The organism is Acinetobacter sp. CWB-B33 (assembly GCF_039655955.1).
GTDB lineage: Bacteria > Pseudomonadota > Gammaproteobacteria > Pseudomonadales > Moraxellaceae > Acinetobacter > Acinetobacter bouvetii.
Window position 1 is genome coordinate 124,389 of sequence record NZ_JAGFEU010000003.1, and the last position, 19,691, is coordinate 144,079.

General features: G+C 47.7%; 13 protein-coding genes and 1 pseudogene. 7 read left to right on the forward strand and 7 right to left on the reverse strand.

All coding sequences use genetic code 11. The annotated features are described in order from the left end of the window. Nucleotides 1–70: 70 nt before the first annotated feature. On the reverse strand, nucleotides 71–652 hold the full coding sequence (locus JZ784_RS09945; RefSeq protein ID WP_346314767.1) for a DUF805 domain-containing protein: 582 nt from the start codon (nucleotides 650–652) through the stop codon (nucleotides 71–73). A 294-nt stretch (nucleotides 653–946) separates the two neighbouring features. Between JZ784_RS09945 and acs the strand changes: the two genes are divergently transcribed. Both acs and JZ784_RS09955 read left to right on the forward strand, forming a co-directional pair. Then, the gene (acs, locus tag JZ784_RS09950) at nucleotides 947–2,887 is read left to right on the forward strand and encodes an acetate--CoA ligase (RefSeq protein WP_346314768.1); all 1,941 of its coding nucleotides are present in this window, start codon (nucleotides 947–949) and stop codon (nucleotides 2,885–2,887) included. Nucleotides 2,888–3,025: 138 nt separating this feature from the next. Then, nucleotides 3,026–4,204 (forward strand): acyl-CoA dehydrogenase family protein, encoded by a 1,179-nt coding sequence (locus JZ784_RS09955; protein WP_346314769.1) that lies wholly within the window; start codon nucleotides 3,026–3,028, stop codon nucleotides 4,202–4,204. 101 nt (nucleotides 4,205–4,305) lie between these two features. Here JZ784_RS09955 and JZ784_RS09960 read toward each other — a convergent pair whose 3' ends face one another. Next, complete coding sequence (locus tag JZ784_RS09960; protein WP_346314770.1) at nucleotides 4,306–7,131, reverse strand: ImpA family metalloprotease; 2,826 nt, start codon at nucleotides 7,129–7,131, stop codon at nucleotides 4,306–4,308. Between the two features lie 278 nt (nucleotides 7,132–7,409). Between JZ784_RS09960 and JZ784_RS09965 the strand changes: the two are divergent. Then, a pseudogene (locus JZ784_RS09965) lies at nucleotides 7,410–7,647 on the forward strand (hypothetical protein); the annotation flags it as partial. A 280-nt stretch (nucleotides 7,648–7,927) separates the two neighbouring features. Next, nucleotides 7,928–8,701, forward strand: coding sequence for a glucose 1-dehydrogenase (locus JZ784_RS09970; RefSeq protein ID WP_346315038.1), 774 nt, complete (start codon nucleotides 7,928–7,930; stop codon nucleotides 8,699–8,701). A 95-nt stretch (nucleotides 8,702–8,796) separates the two neighbouring features. Here JZ784_RS09970 and JZ784_RS09975 read toward each other — a convergent pair whose 3' ends face one another. The 3 genes from JZ784_RS09975 to msuE all read right to left on the reverse strand — a co-directional run bounded on the left by JZ784_RS09975 (nucleotide 8,797) and on the right by msuE (nucleotide 11,494). After that, nucleotides 8,797–9,411, reverse strand: a complete 615-nt coding sequence (locus tag JZ784_RS09975; RefSeq protein ID WP_005006786.1) for a riboflavin synthase — start codon at nucleotides 9,409–9,411, stop codon at nucleotides 8,797–8,799. Nucleotides 9,412–9,633: 222 nt separating this feature from the next. Next, on the reverse strand, nucleotides 9,634–10,737 hold the full coding sequence (gene sfnG, locus JZ784_RS09980; protein ID WP_346314771.1) for a dimethylsulfone monooxygenase SfnG: 1,104 nt from the start codon (nucleotides 10,735–10,737) through the stop codon (nucleotides 9,634–9,636). Between the two features lie 25 nt (nucleotides 10,738–10,762). Then, the gene (gene msuE / locus JZ784_RS09985) at nucleotides 10,763–11,494 is read right to left on the reverse strand and encodes an FMN reductase (RefSeq protein WP_005006789.1); all 732 of its coding nucleotides are present in this window, start codon (nucleotides 11,492–11,494) and stop codon (nucleotides 10,763–10,765) included. Nucleotides 11,495–11,874: 380 nt separating this feature from the next. Between msuE and JZ784_RS09990 the strand changes: the two genes are divergently transcribed. Continuing rightward, nucleotides 11,875–12,525, forward strand: a complete 651-nt coding sequence (locus JZ784_RS09990) for a response regulator transcription factor (protein WP_005006791.1) — start codon at nucleotides 11,875–11,877, stop codon at nucleotides 12,523–12,525. A gap of 59 nt (nucleotides 12,526–12,584) precedes the next feature. On the opposite strand, the gene JZ784_RS09995 is transcribed toward JZ784_RS09990, so the two are convergent. Beyond that, on the reverse strand, nucleotides 12,585–13,352 hold the full coding sequence (locus JZ784_RS09995) for a hypothetical protein (protein WP_346314772.1): 768 nt from the start codon (nucleotides 13,350–13,352) through the stop codon (nucleotides 12,585–12,587). Between the two features lie 437 nt (nucleotides 13,353–13,789). Next, nucleotides 13,790–17,281: a PAS domain-containing hybrid sensor histidine kinase/response regulator gene (locus JZ784_RS10000; RefSeq protein WP_346314773.1), complete on the reverse strand. Its 3,492-nt coding sequence runs from the start codon at nucleotides 17,279–17,281 to the stop codon at nucleotides 13,790–13,792. A 185-nt stretch (nucleotides 17,282–17,466) separates the two neighbouring features. Here JZ784_RS10000 and JZ784_RS10005 point away from each other — a divergent pair, with 185 nt between their 5' ends. Both JZ784_RS10005 and JZ784_RS10010 read left to right on the forward strand, forming a co-directional pair. Next, a complete protein-coding gene (locus JZ784_RS10005) occupies nucleotides 17,467–17,799 on the forward strand; it encodes a DUF485 domain-containing protein (protein ID WP_005006805.1) in 333 nt (110 codons plus the stop codon). A gap of 1 nt (nucleotide 17,800) precedes the next feature. Further along, nucleotides 17,801–19,516, forward strand: coding sequence for a cation acetate symporter (locus JZ784_RS10010; RefSeq protein WP_005006806.1), 1,716 nt, complete (start codon nucleotides 17,801–17,803; stop codon nucleotides 19,514–19,516). The last annotated feature ends 175 nt before the right edge of the window (nucleotides 19,517–19,691 follow it).

Below are 19,691 nucleotides of genomic sequence, written 5' to 3' on the forward strand. Positions count from 1 at the left end.
AACTTTTACGGAAAATTAAGCAACAAAATGCAGTGAAATGATATGTTTTATGCAATTTAGCATAAATGCATTAAAAGTATGCAGTGCCTTTCTGCATCATTTCCTGCGGGGTTTCCAGCTCACCGCTACCCATCATGTAAGACACCATGCTGCCGGCTGAAAAAAGGCTCAGAACAGCAATAATGATCATCAGCCATGCTAGCAGTTTTTCCCAAAATGCGGCTGGGCGCGGAGCGCCATAGCGGTTTAGGCCGGCGGTGCCAGGCGCCAGCAGCAGATACAGGATAAAAAATACATTGATGACCGGCAGCAGCATCAGCAGCATCATCCAGCCGGATATGTCTAAATCATGCAGGCGGCGCGCGGTAATGACGATATAAAAATACAGATAGAATACCAGCAGCGCGACATAGCCCAATCCCGCCATGCCGGTCAGCAGATCAGCAAACTGACTGTTCAGGGTCATGGTGCTGAAATTAAAAATGCCAACCGCCAAGCTGAATGCAATAGAAGCAAAGAAGCTGAGCACATTTAAAAATGCGTACCAGCCAATAAAGCTTAAACGCCCAAAGCGGCCTCTGATAGACAGCGGGTGATCTGTTTCAGGGGCTGGATTTCGGGAAAAAAAAGGAGAGGAGTCTTGTGAATTCATGGGCTAAGCCAGCTGATAACTAAGTTATATTTAAGGGAGATGCTGTACGGATTTTCAGCATGATTATAAAACTAAAATATAAAATGCAAAAGAAATGTTCGGATACGCAAATGAGACAGGAAAGGCTTGAATTTGATCTCAAGCCTATGTTTTAAATAGAATGAACAAAATACGACCAAAGCAGGGTTGATCTGCTTAAAAAATACACGCCATACTGGCGCGATGCAGAAATATAAAATCAAAAATGTGGCATGCATCTCGTGATGAGATGAAAAAAATCAAGGAAGTACAATTATGAATGAAATCTATCCTGTCCCTGAAAGTTTCAAAAAAACCGCCCGTATCCTGGAATCGGAGTACTTCGAACGCTATCAAAAATCTATCGAACAGCCGGATGAATTTTGGGCGGAGCAGGCGCGTAAGCTCGATTGGATCAAGCCCTTTACGCAAGTGAAAAACACCAGTTTCAAGCTAGATGATTTTAAAATTGAATGGTTTGCCGATGGCCAGCTGAATGTCAGCGCCAATTGTCTCGACCGCCATCTGAAAGAGCATCCGTATAAGCCGGCGATTATCTGGGAGGGCGATCATCCTTCGCGCCACAAAATCATATCATTTGAAGAACTGCATGATGAGACTTGCCGTTTTGCCAATGTGCTGAAAAAGCATGGCGTGGGCAAGGGAGACCGCGTGGTGCTGTATATGCCGATGGTGCCGGAAGCGGCGATTGCCATGCTGGCCTGCGCCCGGATTGGCGCCGTGCATTGTGTGGTCTTTGGCGGTTTTTCGCCAGATTCATTGGCCAGCCGAATTGATGACAGCCAAGCCAAGATGGTGATTACAGCAGATTGCGGCATGCGCGGCGGCAAGCCGATTCCGCTGAAAGAAAATGTGGATATTGCATTGCAGATTCCAGGCACGGAATCTGTGCAGCATGTAATGGTCGTGCACCGTACGGGCAACCCGATTGAGATGAAGCCGGAACGCGACCTGTGGTATCACATGGAAATCATGTCCGTGAATGATATTTGCCCGCCAGAACCGATGAATGCGGAAGATCCGTTATTTATTTTGTACACCTCCGGCTCTACAGGCAAGCCGAAAGGTGTGCTTCATACGACTGGCGGCTATCTGACTTATGTCAACTGCACCTTCCGCGAAGTTTTTGATTTAAAGCAGGATGATGTGTTCTGGTGTACTGCCGATGTCGGCTGGATCACGGGGCATTCCTATGTGCTGTATGGGCCATTGTCGAATGGCGCCACGACGGTGATGTTTGAAGGCGTGCCGCAGTATCCGACGTGGGCGCGCACCGGGCATATTGTCGATAAGCACAACGTCACCATTCTGTATACCGCGCCAACGGCCATCCGCGCCATGATGCGTGAAGGCGATGCCTTTGTCCGCGAAAGCGACCGCAGCAGCCTGCGCCTGCTGGGCTCAGTCGGTGAGCCGATTAACCCTGAAGCATGGAATTGGTACTATACCGTTGTGGGCGAAAGCCGCTGCCCGATCGTGGATACATGGTGGCAGACTGAAACAGGCGGCCATATGATCACCCCGCTGCCGGGCGCGATGGCCTTGAAACCGGGTTCTGCCGCGCGTCCATTTTTTGGCGTACAGCCGGCAGTGGTGGATGCGGACGGGAAAGAGCTGGAAGGCGCCGCCGAAGGCAATTTGGTGATTAAAGATTCTTGGCCCGGGCAAATGCGCACCATTTGGGGCGATCCTGAGCGCTTTATCGAAGCGTATTTTTCAACGTATCCAGGCACGTATTTTACTGGAGACGGTGTGCGCCGGGATGCGGACGGCTATTACTGGATTACCGGCCGGGTCGATGATGTATTGAATGTCTCGGGCCACCGCTTGGGCACAGCGGAAATTGAAAGCGCGCTGGTGGCGCATGAGCTGGTGGCGGAATCGGCTGTCGTCGGCATGCCGCACGATATTAAAGGGCAAGGCATTTGCGCTTTTGTGACCTTGCAGGCGGGTACGCCGGAATCCGAAGAATTGCGTCAGGAATTGGTGGCATGGGTGCGCAAAATTTTGGGCCCCGTTGCAACACCGGATGCGCTGCATTGGGCGCCGGCTTTGCCTAAAACCCGCTCAGGCAAAATTATGCGCCGGATTCTGCGTAAAATTGCCGCCAATGAACTGGATACCTTGGGCGATACTTCAACACTGGCAGAACCGCAGGTGGTTGAATATTTAATCGCGACGGTTTATCCAAAATAATCAGTCAGGGCTGATGAATGCTGTCTGTGAAATTCAGGCAGCTTTTTTATTTTTGGAATAAGCACAGCAGGCATTCAGATATGCCTTAACAGCAGGCTCTGCTAAGCTCAAAACATAGAAATAAAATCAGACCATATTATGAATGCGCCAACTTCATGGACTGCAGATTCGCTTGATACCGCCCAGCAGCTGGCAGCCACTTTTGCACTGACGGCAGCCGAACGCGACAAGCAGGGCGGCACTCCAAAATATGAGCGTGATTTGATCCGCCATAGCGGTTTGCTCAATTTGTCTATTCCTGCGGAGTACGGCGGGCTGGGGGCATCGTGGAATACCATTTTTAAAACCATTCAACAGATTGCGCAGGCAGACAGTTCTCTGGCGCATGTGTATGGTTTTCATCATTTGCTGATTGCCACGGTACAGCTGTTTGCGCAGCCTGAGCAGTATGCGCCTTGGTTTGAACAGACGGCAAAAGACAGCTTATTTTGGGGCAATACCTTAAACCCGTTAGATAAACGGACAACAGCCCAACAGATATCTGAACATGAATTTATTTTTCATGGCGACAAAAGCTTTTGTTCAGGGTCTATCGACTCTGACATTTTACTGTGCTCAGGATTTAATGATGCTGGAAAACTGCTGATTGGGGTGATTCCGACCGCGCGTGACGGTGTGAGCTTTTTAGGCGACTGGAACAATATGGGCCAGCGTCAAACCGACAGCGGCAGCAGCCATTTTGAGCAGGTTAAAATACATAAAGATGAACTGCTGCTGAATCCCGGTCCGCTCAGTACGCCGTATTCCAGCCTGCGCCCGTTGCTTGCCCAGCTGATTTTTGTGCATCTGTTTTTGGGTGTGGCGGAAGGAGCATATCAGACGGCTATTGAGACTGTGAAAACTCAAAAGGCATGGTCGAAATCTTTGGCAGAAAATGCTGTGAATGACCCTTTTACGCAAAAGCATTTTGCTGATTTTTATGTACAGCTGGAAAGTGTACGGCTGCTGGCACAAAAGGCGATTGAGACTTTGCAGGCTGCGTGGGATGTCGGTGAAAGCTTAACAGCAGCGCAGCGCGGTGAGGTATCCATTGCGGTTGCCACAGCGAAAATTACAGCCACCAACGCATCTTTGAATATTACACAAAATATTTTTCAGGTGATGGGCGCACGGGCAACCACAGCCAAGTTAAATATCGACCGCTTCTGGCGCAATGTGCGCACGCAGACGCTGCATGATCCGATTGATTATAAATATCAGGAAATCGGTGAGTGGGTGCTGACCGGCAAAGTGCCTGATCCGAGTTTTTATTCGTAATGGATAAATCATTTATTTATCTTGAGTTAGAAGTGCCAAGCATTTTCTTGAGCCTATAAAAGAAGCCCAGCCGTACTGGGCTTCTTTTTGAAATTTAAAGATTAATATGGGTAGTTTGCAACTGCTCCTGTCGTCGGGATATTGACCCAAGTACCTTCATTTAGAAAGTTGGATCGATCCAGCTTTTGGGCATAGAAACTTAATGGCGCAACAGTTAAGCCTAACATGGCAATAGATGAATGAGCCGTGTCAGATACAGGAATACCATATAAAGTGAACAGGTTCTTTAAGTCATAGCCCATGATTTTAGAACTTAAAAGATAGATCATGTCAGGCCGGCTGATATTATTTTTAGAGCTATAAGCACCTAAGCCGAGTTTATTCTTTTCAGCTGCAGTGGCTTTGCTCAAGTCAATGCGATAGTACAAACGCTGTGAGATATTGAGCAACCGCATAAACTCAAAGACACCTTGCGAGTCCGGTTTTGCCTTTGCCTGATGCAATTTAGTGTAGTTATGCGCAAGCTGCATATGAAAAGCTTGCTGTGCATTATCATCACCTTGCCATAAGCGTTTTTCCATATCTACACGGAGTGCTTCACCGCTTAAACCCGTATTGCGATTCGCTTGGATTACACTATAAAGTCGTGGATGATGGAAGTTGCTGCCATTGCTGTCGAGTCCGTAAATTTCATTTTTGCGCAGCATGCTTAAGCCTGCCAAAATGTTGTTATTACACTCAGTACCGCAGCCAATCGTGTTTTTAGTTTCTGTAGACGGGAAGGTCATGGTGAGAACTTCTTGAATGGTATTATGTCCAAGTTCATGTACCCAGCCCCAGCCGATATCTAGACCTGTAGAACCATCTGATGGGTTGCCAGAACAAAGGAAACCGCAGGTTGCAATCCATCCGACAAAATGCTGAACATTTGGCGCCCGATGAACATCACTCGTACAATCCCAGCCTAAAGTGCTGCAATATTGCTGCGTACTGCTATCTAAAGGCATGTTGTTATAGCCATTCGCAATATGGTTGCTGTCATAAATGACGGTCTTAATGCGGTCGATATAAACGTCTGGGTTTAGGTTTCCGATCACTTTTAATGCATAGGCATTGGTTTGCTGAATTTCGCCGCCGACAAATTTAAAGGTATTCCAGCCAAAAGCTTTACTTTGTAAAACTTGTGTCGCTTGATCTTTTTCAGTTTGAGTCATTGGCTGCGTAAAGTCATAGTGCGCGTATTTGGCGCTGCCTTTGATTTTTAAGGTGACCGTACTGCCAGCTTGAGCATTATTATAATTCAGCATGAGTGGCCCGCCAAAAGGACTAATAAAGGCATTGTCTTGCTGAGGAACTAATTTAATTGAATAGCTGTTTGGACGTAATGGACGTTTATAGCCTGAATTATCAAATGGATTGCCCCAAGCGCGTATATGACTGGTTTGAATGGCTAAATTCGCATCTTGAGCATCAATAATCTGAACTTCTACTGCTTTTGCGGGAATACTTGCTCGACCAATGGCAGTAACGCCACTGCCTTGCGGAATGGTGACCGTTATGGTTTCCCAGTCACTGCTTACAGGCATATGCTGCGCTTCAGCAGGCATATAGTCGCCAGCGCCAGTTGCCGAGGTTGTTGTTGTTTTGCGTTTATAGTCAATCCAAGCATCAGATGCATAAGCTTGCATAAACGCTTGAACATCACCATTTTTATTTAAGGTATTATAATTTACCGCTGGGCGCCATAAATCGGCAATTAAAACCAGTGCTTTTAAAGCCTCATTTGAGTTCTGATCGCTAAATGCAGACATCCCTTGGTTATTGATCCGTTGCAATGAGCTGGATAGGTTTCTGATGCCTTGAATGAGTGGATTATCGGCAGTCAAGTCGCCTAAGTTCACTGTATGTGGATCAATGAAATATTTTAAAACTTGAATAGTGGCATCAATTTGGTTGATCTGATCCCAGCGCTGTTGAACAGTAAGCTTATTTGAAAGTAAAATTCCATCTTTGTTGCGATAATAATTATTATTGGTCTGCATATTCATCGCAGATAAGACTTTATCGATATTGCTATTGGTGCTTCCCGTGTGGGCTTGGAAATAAATGCTTTTCCCTGCATTTAAATACTTTTGAATCAATTCTTTTTCAAATTTTTGACCGCCAATATTGGAACTGATGACCATGAGGTCTATATCTTCCCAGCAGGTGTTTTCTGGGTCGAGTGCGTTACATTGAGGAAAAACAACAGCCGTATTCAGATGCTTTTCGAGATAGTTTTTAACCGGGTCTGCGGGCATGCCTTGCACTGTTACCTTGATTTCAGGCTTAACTTCTTGGCGCGTATTTCCAGTCAACAGCCAACGCAAACTGTTGTTAAGCACTTCGGTAAATTGTGTAAAATCGGCATTATTATTGAGTATGCCCGTAAACATATTTTGGCCGTAGGCAAGCGTACGCCCTTTACCGATTTTGCTGGCGACTCCCAGCCCGCAGCCTTTGTTGTTTTGCAGTTCTAAAGCCCAATTACAATTTATATCGCTGACCGCAATCGGTAGTGATGTGCTGAAATCTGTTGGATAGATATTCAGTGAGGCACTTGGGATAAATTGTAAATACGGCTGTATCATCTGCTGATTTAAGTCTGTATATAAGCCAGTGAGCAGCTCTTTTTGCCAGCGCTGCTGTTCTTGTGATGCTGCTAATGCCATTTGCAAGAGTGTTTTTTGATCTTCTGCAGTGAGTGCTGAGACATCACCTGTAGAGAGCGCTGTTTTGACCCGATCATTGGCTGAATTGACAGGAGGTGCTGTAGAGGTGCTGTCAGATTCTTTTTGTCCCGAGTCTCCACTGCCGCCGCCGCAAGCTGTGAGTCCTGCAGCAAGCAAAAGCGTGAGCAGTGTTTGTTTGAAAATAGGAAGATGCATAATGTTAAAATTCTCTAATTATTAAAGTTAAAATAGCTGAAATATCTAAGCTGGCGAATTCAGTATAAAATTTACAATGTAAATTTTCATTAACTAATTTAATTTATATTATTGTTTTTAAAGTGATTTTATTTATATTAAATGATTTTAATGTGATTTTGTTAAAATAAAGTAAAAATTCATTCAATACGGTCATATATTTTTTTACAAACTTTCACAGTTTGCAGGATTGAATATAAGGCGTTCAATAAATGGAGTCGTGGTTGCAAGAAAAGTGTACTGAATTTGAGCAGGTCAAAATACATAGGGATGAATTGCTGCTGAATCCCGGTCCGCTCAGTACCCCTTATTCCAGCCTGCGCCCGCTGATTGCCCAGCTGATTTTTGTGCATCTGTTTTTGGGTGTGGCGGAATGTGCGCACGCAGACGCTGCATGACCCGATTGATTATAAGTATCAGGAAATCGGCGAATGGGTGCTGACCGGCAAAGTGCCGGATCCGAGTTTTTATTCCTAAATCACGAATATTTTAGGCTCAATGGCCAGATGAAAAAATACAAGGCCGTATTTTCAGATCCTTTATATTGATTTAATGCGTACAGGTATACCAATTGTAAAAAAGCAGAGGGCTGGATTGATTTTTAATAGGCTGCAATAAATACTAAGGCAGAAATTTTTTGTACGATGAATTAGCTGAATGAACTTAATCTATCTATAAGTGCCTAATATATAAATTTAAATATTAATAACTTAAAAATAATTTAAGCATTGCAGTTGAGCTGGAGAATACAATGAATATGCCTCAAAGTTTATGGGATTTGTCAGGCAAAGTGGCCTTAGTCACAGGCGGCGCCGCAGGAATTGGCCGGGCCAGCGCTGCTTTGCTGGCGCAATCTGGTGCCCGTGTCATGATTGCGGATTTAAATGCTGAAGCTGCTGCGCAGACCGCTCAGGAAATTGCCCAGCAAACCGGAAATGAAGTCAAAAGCGTCATGTGCAATATTTTAGATGACGCGCAATTGGTCAATGCTGTGGAAATGACCTTGCAGGCCTTTGGCAGCCTTCATATTTTGGTCAATAATGCAGGCGGCGGCGGCGGAGGGCGTGAAGCCCCAGATCAGATTACCGTTGATGATTTTATCCGTGATTTTCAATTGAATGTTTTTGCTGCATGGCGCTTATGCCAGCTTGCTGCACCGCATATGCAGCAAGCTGGATATGGTTCCATTATTAATATTACGTCGATGAGCTCTATTAATAAAAGTCCTGCTATGAGCGGTTATGCTTCATCTAAAGCGGCGCTCAATCATATGGGGGCAAATTTGGCGCATGATTTTGGGCCGAGTATTCGCATTAATGCGGTTGGGCCTGGCGCAATTCGCACCGCAGCACTGGAAAAAGTCATGACCCCTGAAATTGAAAAACGCATGCTGGCGCATACCCCATTACAGCGCTTGGGAGAAGCGCAAGATATTGCCGGCGCAGTCTTGTTTTTTGCGGCTCCTATTTCTTCATGGATTTCAGGACAAACCTTGTTTGTGAATGGCGGCGGAGTGCAGACCTTGGATTAGATTCGAAGAATGCATTTGCGTATAAAAAAATTAAAAACCTCCAAACAGGAGGTTTTTTGATGCGTCCTAATTTATCGTTATTTTTAACTAAAATTTTACTTTTGATGAATATGTTCCAGCGTATCGACCAGCGTGCGGGTCATTTGATCAATCTCATAATTCACGGCATCCCCTGTTTTTACATCTTTCCAAGTAGTCAGGCGCAAGGTTTCAGGAATCAGGTCAATCGAGATTTCACTGCTGTCCCGGTCGACGCGGTTGACCGTTAAGCTGCAGCCATTCAGTCCAATAAAGCCTTTGAGAAAGAAATATTTGATTTTGCCATCTGGAATCAGCAAATCGATATGCAGGGTTTCACCTTTGCGGCTCACGTGCTTCACCTGCGCTGTACCTTCAATATGGCCGTACAGGTTGTGTCCGCCATTTTCCGCACCAACTTTGGCAGAGCGTTCAATATTCACCGCGTCACCAGTTTTCAGGCTGCCCAGCGTAGTCAGGCTGAGGGTGAGGTCTGAAACATCAAAATGCACTTGGCTGGCGGCTAAATCGATCTGCGTTGCGGTCAGGCAGGTGCCATTCACAGCGACACTGGCGCCAATAAAGACATCATGGAAAAAATCATGTTCATTGGAAATCACCAGTGTAATGAATCCTTCACCTTGGCGGATTTCTAAAATTTTTTCTAAGCCTTGAACAATACCGGTATACATCTGCTGATTTCCCTCTGTGCGGTGCAGTATATTCTAAAGTGAAATGGCGGGCGGGTCATAACGCATTTTGCAATAAATAGCGCTGTTGAATGCTGTGTTTAAGAATGCCCTGCAGCGGCTATGGTAAATAAAAAATCCCTCCAAGCCGAGCCTTGGAGGGAAGAAAAGCCATTGTCCGCTTATCATTGTTATTATGGTGCGGTGACTGCAGCTAGCGCTGTTTTAGGCAGATTTGGCCGGGACACGCTGTTGCTGCGTTTCCAGTTCACGCACCAAAGGCAATATGTTCTCGCCAAAGTATTCAACTTCTTCAATAAAATGCAGGAAGCCGGATAAAATCAGGTCGACGCCGACACGCTTCAATTCCACAATCCGTTCGGCAATTTGCAGCGGCGTGCCGATCAGATTGGTGCGGAAACCGTCGTTATACTGCACCAGATCTTCAAAAGTTGATTTAGCCCAGTTGCCTTCACCTTCTGCCGTGGCTGCGCCTGCTTCGCGGGTCGCATCGCCAAAAGCGTTCACGGCTTCAGCATTGGCTTTATCAATGATTTCCTGCAGCATCGCTTGCGCTTCTTCTTCGGTATCGCGGGCAATAATGAAAGCATTCACACCTACTTTAACGCTGTGGCCATTGGCTTTGGCTTTTTCTCGGATGTCATCAATCTGCTTTTTCAGCTCTTCCGGTGTATTGCCGTTGGTGAAATACCAGTCGGATACCCGGGATGCCATGTCGCGGGCAGCCCGTGAGCTGCCGCCCTGAAAAATTTCAATATGCGGCTTTTGCAGCGGCTTAGGACTTAAGGTGTAGTCTTTAAACTGATAGTACTTGCCGTCAAAACTGAAATTATCCTGTGTCCAAACCCCTTTTAAGCTGCGGATGAATTCTTCCGAGCGCGCATAGCGCTGGTCATGCTCTGGCCATTCTTCGCCAATGGCATCAAACTCACCGCGGAACCAGCCGCTGACCACATTGATGGCAATACGGCCATTGGTCAGATGGTCAATGGTCGCCAGTTGCTTGGCGGCCAGCGCAGGTTTCCAAGGGCCAGGCAAAATTGCGGCAATGACTTTCAGGCGTTCAGTTTTGGCCAAGATGCCATGGCTGAAGCTGACCGATTCATGCTGGTTTTCTGCGTTATAGCCGGCTGTAAAACGGATCTGTGTCAAAGCATATTCAAAACCGCTTTTTTCGGCCGCTTGGGCCAAGCGCACATTGTAGTCATAGCTCCAGTCTGTGCGCTGCTCAATATTGCTGACCACCAAACCGCCGCTGACGTTCGGCACCCAATATGCGAATTTAATCTTGCTATCCGGCTGAGACATGGCTGAACCCTCTTAATTTTAGATGTTATGCAACGTGAGTCTTAGGCTTCTTGTGATGCAGGCGCGCTTCTGCTGCATCTAGCGTCGGGACTGCTGCAGAAGGCAATACGTCTTCCTGCTCGATTTGTTTGTTAATGCCCAGGTTTTGGTTGGCTTGCTGTGATTTTTCTTTGATGGCTTCTGCACGCTGGCCTTTGGCAGGCGCCCACTCTAAAATGGGCAATGCGCGGGCAACGGCAAGGGTAATGCGGTCTAGCAGGAATTCACTGTGAATGGTGTATTCAGGGGTGAAATCTTTGTCGGTTGCATATACGCCAATGGGCAAAGTCTGCGCTTGGAAAAAACTGAACAGCGGGCGCAATTGATGTTCAAGCACCAGCGCATGGCGTTCGCTGCCGCCAGAAGCCGCTAACAGCACAGGAACATCGACCAAAGCCGTTTGTTCAACGAAGTCAAAGAAGTGCTTAAATAAGCCTGTAAATGAGGCGCGGTAAACCGGTGTGCCGACAATCAGTGCATCTGCTGCTTCTACAGCAGCCAAATCATCCTGAACACGCTGCGGCAATTGATTACGGTAAATTGCGCCGCCCAGCAGCTGGCCAATTTCGCTGAATTTAATGAAATGCACATTAATTGGGGTTGCTTCGCCCAGTTCATCAATAATGGCTTGAACCAGCGCTTCGGTTTTTGACGGATTATTGAGGCCGCCTGAAACAGCAACAATGTTCAGCGGTTTTTGTTGAATTGAATTTGACATTTTTTTTTAACCTGGAAAATAGGGTTAGCTCGGAATGCCTTGTATTAATCCTGAATGCGCTTATTCCTGTAAAATAAGCAAAAGTCCAAAAGTTATCAGTTTTTTAGATATGCGGAATTATGTGAAATATTAAATAATAGATTCTATCTAATTGATTGAATTTTAATTTTATATTGAATTCTGATAATGATTTTACATCGGCAGCTAAAATTTATAAGAAAAAATGATTTGAACTGAAGAATTCATGAAATGCAGATAAACCGAATAATTTGTGCGGTAAAACCGCATATTCATAAAAAAATAGTTATAACTTGCATATCCTTAAAGCCTCATGTGTGGTTAGAATAGGGCTACTGTGCACAAGATCTTTCACGCTGCTTATGAATATATTAATCGTTGATGATCATCCGCTGTTCCGCCACGCTTTGATTCAAGCTGTGCGTTACAGCTTACCGCAAGCTCAAATCCATGAGACGGCGGCAGTAAATGAATTTTATGAACGTTTGGAAAATGGCCCTGAACCGGATTTGGTCCTTCTGGATTTGAACTTGCCGGGCGCATCAGGCTTTTCAGCTTTAGTTCATGTCCGTGCACAGTATCCGTCTTTGCCGATTATTGTTGTCTCTGCACACGAAGAAACTTCAATTATTCAGCGCGCCATTGCGCATGGCGCCATGGGCTACATTCCAAAATCAGCGCATCCGAGCCATATTGGTGAAGCGATCCGCCAGGTGCTGGAAGGTGAAATTTGGCTGCCGCCGAATTTGCCGGCGAATGTCAGCTTTGACCCGCGCGCAGCCGACGAAACCGCTTTGGCAGAACGCATTCAGTCCCTGACGCCGCAGCAGTTCCGCGTGCTGATGATGGTGGCGGAAGGCCTGCTGAATAAGCAGATTGCCTATGAACTGGACGTTTCTGAAGCAACAATTAAAGCGCATGTAACCGCGATTTTCCGCAAGCTGGGCGTGCAGAACCGTACGCAGGCTGTGCTGGCGATTAATGCGCTGAATATTGAAGAAAAGAAAATGTAAGCTGATGGCAGCTGTAAAAAAAGACCTTCTGCAAGGTCTTTTTTTTGGCGCGATCGCGCTTAAGCGATATAGCTTTGCTTAGGCGTCAGATCTGTGCAGAACAGCGGATTTAAAGCGCATTGCAGTTCATCAATCTGTTCATCGGTCACGCAGCCTTTGGCTTTTAAATATTCGGCAACGCGGTCATCACGCAGGCTTAGAAAAGCCGCATCATATACACCTAAATCGACAAACAGCGCAGCGGTTTCCAAACTGTTGAAACGGTCTAGATATACCTCATTGCCGTACATCAGAAAAGCATGCTCCTGAGCTGAATTGGCCTCAACACCCAGGCGTTCCGCCAATTCAAACGGTGACGTTTTAATAAACAGCAGATCGGACAGTTCGTCAAACTGAGTGGTATCCAGCTGATCCTGGCCGGTTTTCACTTTTCCCAGCCATGCCTTAAACACCAGCACTGCGCCGCCGCGCAGCAGCATGCTCCAAATCTGGTGGCGGGCATCTTCATTCAGATCTTCAGACTCGGCCTCCAAACGCTGCAGCAGTTTTTCCTCCTGCTGCGCTAGGCGGTCAAACAGACCCAGGCCGTGAGGCTCATAGGCAGATGGCGCAAAAACGTCAAAATCCAGTTCATCAAAGACTTGCAGCGCCAAAGGCACAGCGCTTTGATACAGGGTGTCCAGCGCCTGCAGCTTGGCATGATCCAGTTTGCTGAATTTAAACAGGTCCGCCCAGTGAATTTCGGGCAGCAGGGCATTGGCGCCATATTCGCGGTGGAATTGCTGGGTACAGTGAATGCCATGCGGGACGGTTTCATAAATATTCATAATTCAACTCCGATAGGGGCGGCTGATCAGCTTTAATATTCAAATGAAGTATGCATTGCGCATGCTGCTGAAAACTGATCAGGTCATGGACTATTTGTAGGTTGAAAATGCAGGGAATAAAAATACGACTAAAGTTGTAGATAGTATTGTTTATCTTAATAATTTTATTAAAAACAGAGGCTTTGAAAATTGTAACTAAGTGTGCGTTTGTGCAAGATAAGTAATGATCAGCTTTTGCCATAGGCAAAGCGGATTTGGTATTTTTGGCTAATTTTTAGCCCTGTTGTTTTGGCTTTTTTGATGCATTTTGCCTATGCGGAAAAATAAATTGCCAGTTGATGAAACGGTGAAGCAGTCCGGACATAAAAATGCCCCATTCATGTGAATGAATGGGGCATTTAAGTCTTTAATTTGCCTATTGAAAACTCAGCGCAGCGTCAGCTGCCTGAAATTTTCAGTCCGGACAGCCAAGAGCGTAATGATGCCGGTTTCAGCGGTTTTTTCAGCAGCACAATGTTCAGCTCTTTTAAGCGCTGCGGCAGTTCTGGGTCCGAGTCTGCGGTAATCAGCGCGACGGGAACATTCTCCTGGCGGTTATCCAAAATAAAATCTAAGCCGACTTGGTCATTGTTCAAGTGCTGATCGACCAGCCAAACCTGAATATTTTCCTGCTGCAGCATGTCCAGCGCCTGTTCAGGCTCAGTCGCCTTAAAGACCTGATAGCCCCATTTGGTCAGCAGGGTCGACATGCCTTCCAGAATGGTTTCGTCATTGTCTAAGCATAAAATTTTGTAGGCTTTGGTTTTCAGCGGCACGGCCTGAATCGGCGCAGCGGTGATTTTCGGCGCTTCCACAATCGGCACGTCAATCATAAAGCAGGAGCCTTTGCCCAGTTCTGAATACACATGTACCGGATAATCCAGCAGGCTGGTCATGCGCTGCACAATGGCTAAGCCCAGCCCCAGCCCTTGCTCGCCCCAAGGCGAGGTATGGCCGCAGCGTTCAAACTCCTGAAACAGCTTGATGCGCTGTTCTTCGGCAATACCGGGGCCTGTATCCCACACGCCGATGCGGATATGGTTCGGTTTGCTGGCATCGCGCAGGACGCCGACCACGACACGCCCGCGGGCGGTATAGCGCAGCGCGTTGCTGACAAAATTTTGAATGATGCGGCGGATCCACTGCGGGTCAGTGTCAATCCAGAACTGGGCATCATGCACGCTGAATTTAATGCCGCGCTGGGCGGCAATCGATTTAAACTGCAGTTCTAAGTCGCTGAGCAGGTCATGCAGCGGATAAGACTGGCGCTTCGGCTGAATCGTGCCCCCTTCTAAGCGGGCGATATCCAGCAGGGCAGAAAGCATGCTTTCCGCGCCATGCAGCGCGCGGTCCAGCTGCTGCAGTGTTTGACGGTCTTCCTGACTTTGCACGCTTTGTTCCAGCGCGGTGCTGAACAGCCGGGCGGCATGCATCGGCTGCAGCAGGTCATGGCTGGCTGCGGCGATAAAGCGGCTTTTCGACATATTGGCTTTATCTGCGGCTTCACGCGCCAGCTGCTGTTCGGACAGGGCATTGGCCAGCTGCTGAGTGCGGTCTTGCACACGGCCTTCCAGAAAGGCTTCATTTTCACGGAAAGCGGTAATATCCGCGAAAGTGGTGACGAAGCCGCCGCCTTCAATCGGGTTGCCGCGCATTTGAATCACGCGGCCATCTTTACGGATGCGTTCAAATTCATGCGAACTGCCCACCTGCATCCAGTGAATCCGTTTACGCACATGCTCTTCGACCGAGCCTGGCCCGCATTCACCGCGTTCCGCGTTATAGCGGATCAGATCGGCAATGGGGCAGCCGACATAGACAATGTCTTTGGGATAATCAAACAGTTTTAAATATTGATTATTCCATGCCACCAGGCACATGTTTTCATCCACCACGCTGACGCCTTGGGTCATATGGTCAATCATGGTCATGATCAGGTTTTGGTTAAAGCGCTGCCACTGCGACGCTTGGTCCAGAATATTGGCGACTTGGCCGAGCGCTAAACCATTATTGACCATGGCGGTGGTCAGCAGGGTCCGTGCGGACGCAGCGCCGATCGTGCCTGCGAGGTACTGTTCGGTAAAGCGCCACCACATGCCGTTGGCGCTGCTGTTTTCGTTCAGGCTGACATTATTCTGCATGCAGAACTGCTGAAATGCGCGGGTAGCGGCGCCCTCGCCGGTAATGCGCTTGGCCAGCGTGATCAGGTCGCCGACTTTTAAGCGCGCTACATCGTGATGCAGATAATTGATATCATTCGAGGTATTGTGTGACGGCAGCGGCTTGGTTTCATAGTAGAAAAAGCTTTCGGCCTGGATCTGTTCCGCAATGCTGGGGCGGAAAATCCGTGAAACCCAGACATATAAAATAATGTTCAGTCCTAATGCCCACACCACGCCATGGGTTAAGGGATCAAAAGATTCAAAGCCCAGCAGCGCTTCGGGGCGCAGCCAGCTGATGCCGAGCGGGCCATGGTTTAAAAAGTTCTGTGTATACACTTTAAACTGATCGGGCAGGCTGCGCAGGACGGTGGGCAGCAGCAGGGTGTAAGCCCATAGCGCAAAGCCGGTCAGTAAACCGGCATAGACGCCTTGCTTGCTTCCGCCGCGCCAGTACAGGCCGCCAATCAGTGCTGGAGAGAACTGCGCTACAGCGCTGAATGCCAAGAGCCCAAAAACGGACAGCTGGTCAATATCATTAAAGAAATGGAAAAACAGAAAGCCCAGCAGCATGACGGCCAGAATGCATACGCGGCGGGTGAATTTCAGCACCAGCGGCAGGCGCTTATCATGGCGTGACAGCAGGTTGGTGCGCCACAGCGCCGGCATGATTAAATCATTGCTGAGCATGATGGACAGCGCAACAGAAGACACCAGCAGCATGCCGGTAGATGCAGAGAAGCCGCCTAAAAAGGCCAGCAGAGTCAGCCAGTCCTGATTATAGCTGAGCGGCAGAGATAGCACGGCAACGTCCGGAATCGCCAAATAAGCCGGCGCAGCATGCAAGGCCCAGCTGGCAATCGGGATGATGGCGACAATGGTTAAAATCAGATAGACCGCAAACCAGCGCCGCGCGCCGCGGATGTGTTTTTCATCGCGCAGCTCAACCACTGCTACGTGAAACTGGCGCGGCAGGCAAATGATGGCCAGCGCGGCCAGCAAGGTTTGAATCCAGAAACTTTCAGGGACGCCAAACAGCTGCACATCATGAAAGGTGGAGCTGATGTCTGCGCTGATTTGATGAATGTTTTCCGGGGCTTCAAAAACAAAGAAAAAGGCCACCGCCAGCAAAGCAAACAGCTTCACAAAGGATTCAAACGCGACAGCCAGCATTAAGCCGCCGTGCTGCTCGGTGTTGGCAATTTGCCGGGTGCCGAACATCATGGCGAGAATGGCCAGAATGCCGGTCAGAAACAGCACGCCGTTGGTCGTGCTGCTGATGCCTGTCGGTGAATCTAAAATGACTGAAGCGCTGAGCGCGATGGCGCGCAGCTGCAAAGCCAAATAAGGGATAATGGCAATCACGGCTAAAATTGTGACCAGTGACGCCAGCGGGCCGCTTTTACCGTAACGGGCAGCCACGAAGTCCGCAATGGAGGAAATGGCATGGTGCTGGCGGACACGGCCCAGCCGGCGCCAAATATCATAACCGAGCGCCACAAACAGCAGCGGCCCTAAATAAATGGGCAGAAAGATGATGCCTTCGCGCACCGCGGCGCCAGTTGCGCCGTAAAACGTCCATGATGAACAGTAAACGCCGAGCGTCAGGCTGAACAGCAGCATGCGTCCCCGGGTGCTGAGCCTGCTGGCGTGCTTTTCGCCAAAAAATGCGCAAATAAAGAGGAGTGCAATGTAGAGGGCTAAAACCCCAATAATAAGCCAGCTGTTCATACTGCCTGCAGCATTAAAATCTTAGGCTCATCATACCTTATCTGGGCAAACCCGTTGAAAATTGATCAAAATTTAACGACCAAAGTCTAAATTACAAAAACCCTGCAAGATTGTTAATGTTAGGGGCGAAATAATTCGAATTAAAAAAATTGCGCCCATGGCTGGGTGCCTACAGGAGTAAGGTTATGGATGAGAGACAAGTAGAGCAAATTCTACAGAATCCAAAATTTAAGGAAATGGTTGCCCGCAAAAGCAGACTGAGCTGGACGCTGACCATTATTATGCTGGTCGTGTACGTTGGCTTCATGCTGCTGGTTGGCTACAACAAAGAATTTTTAATGTCTTCAGTAAGCGGCGGCGTCACCACGATTGGTATGCCGCTCGGCTTAAGCATCATTGTACTGTCTTTTGTTTTATGCGGTGTATATTCCTACATTGCGAACAATACGCTGGACTCATTAAACGAAGAAGCAATGCGTGAAGTTGAAGCAATCACTCATGAAAAAGGACTGCACTAAGATGAAATGGAATTCATTGAAAGCACAAGCGCTGGCTGCGCCAGCACTGCTGATGTCAAGCATGGCAATGGCAGGACCGGATTTAGGTGAAGCTCAGCAGCAGGCGACAAACTGGCACGCGATTATCATGTTCGCCATTTTTGTAGGCTTTACGCTGCTGATTACCAAATGGGCGGCAAAACAAACCACGAACACTGCTGACTTCTATACAGCTGGCGGCGGCATCTCAGGTTTCCAAAACGGTTTGGCGATTGCCGGCGACTATATGTCAGCAGCATCGTTCCTGGGTATTTCGGCACTGGTATTCAGTTCAGGCTTTGACGGCTTGCTGTATTCATTAGGCTTCATGGTGGGCTGGCCAATTGTACTGTTCTTGGTGGCAGAGCGTTTGCGTAACCTGGGTAAATTCAATTTATCTGACGTGGTATCGTTCCGTTTGGCTGAAAAACCAGTGCGTACCTTGGCTGCAATGAGCTCATTGGTGGTTGTGGCATTCTATCTGATTGCTCAGATGGTTGGCGCAGGCCAGCTGATCAAACTGCTGTTCGGCTTGAACTACAACATTGCAGTGGTGATCGTGGGCCTGCTCATGATGGCTTATGTAATCTTCGGCGGCATGCTGGCGACTACTTGGGTACAGATTATTAAAGCGGTCATGCTTTTGTCTGGCGCAACGTTCATGGCCTTCATGGTAATGAAAGGCGTGGGCTTCAGCTTTGCTGAAATGTTCTCTCAATCTATTGATGTTTATGCAAAAGTACATGATATCACTGTGGCAGAAGCGAGCAATATCATGGGTCCAGGCAAACTGGCTGCAAACCCAATTGATGCGATCTCTCTAGGTCTTGCGTTAATGTTTGGTACAGCAGGCCTGCCGCACATCCTAATGCGTTTCTTTACCGTAAAAGATGCCAAAGAAGCGCGTAAATCAGTGGTTGTTGCTACAGGTTTCATTGGTTACTTCTATCTATTAACCTTCATCATCGGTTTCGGCGCGATCCTTTATGTATCGAACAACCCGCAATTCCTTGATGTCGCAAAAATGGCGGTCACTGGCAAGCTAGAGCTTGTTGGCGGCAACAACATGGCGGCAGTTCACTTGTCTGATGCATTGGGCGGTGACTTGTTCATGGGCTTCATTTCAGCGGTCGCATTCGCAACAATTCTTGCAGTTGTAGCGGGTCTGACACTGTCTGGCGCTTCTGCAATCTCGCATGACTTGTATGCAAACGTATTCAAGAAAGGTCAAACCACACCTGAATCTGAACTGCGCATGTCTAAGATTGCAACTTTGGGCTTAGCGATTTTTGCCATGATTCTGGGTATTTTGTTCGAGAAGCAAAACGTTGCATTCATGGTTGGCTTGGCATTCTCTGTAGCAGCATGCGCAAACTTCCCAGTGCTTGTACTGTCAATGTTCTGGAAAGGCTTAACCACGCGCGGTGCTGTGATTGGTGGCTTGGTTGGTTTGATTACAGCGGTAACTCTAATTATCTTATCTAAAGCAGTTTGGGTAGATACTTTAGGCATCTCTGAAACGCCAATCAACCCATTCAATGGTCCTGCAATCTTTGCAATGCCGTTAGCGTTCATCTGCTGCTGGTTATTCTCTGTAACTGACAGTTCAGCGCGTGCTGAAGCAGAACGCAGAGCATTCGATGCGCAGTATGTACGTTCACAAACGGGTATTGGTATCTCTGGCGCATCAGATCACTAATCTGATCAGCCATAAAAAAAGCTCCGTAAGGAGCTTTTTTTATGGCTGGAATTTGTATGCAGCCCGCTATGAATACCCCATGGTTCAGCCGGCAGTGGCTGAATGATCAAGAGATGATTCAGGCCTAGGTTATGAGGGCTCGATACCATACTCATTAAGCCGCTTTAGGCTGATG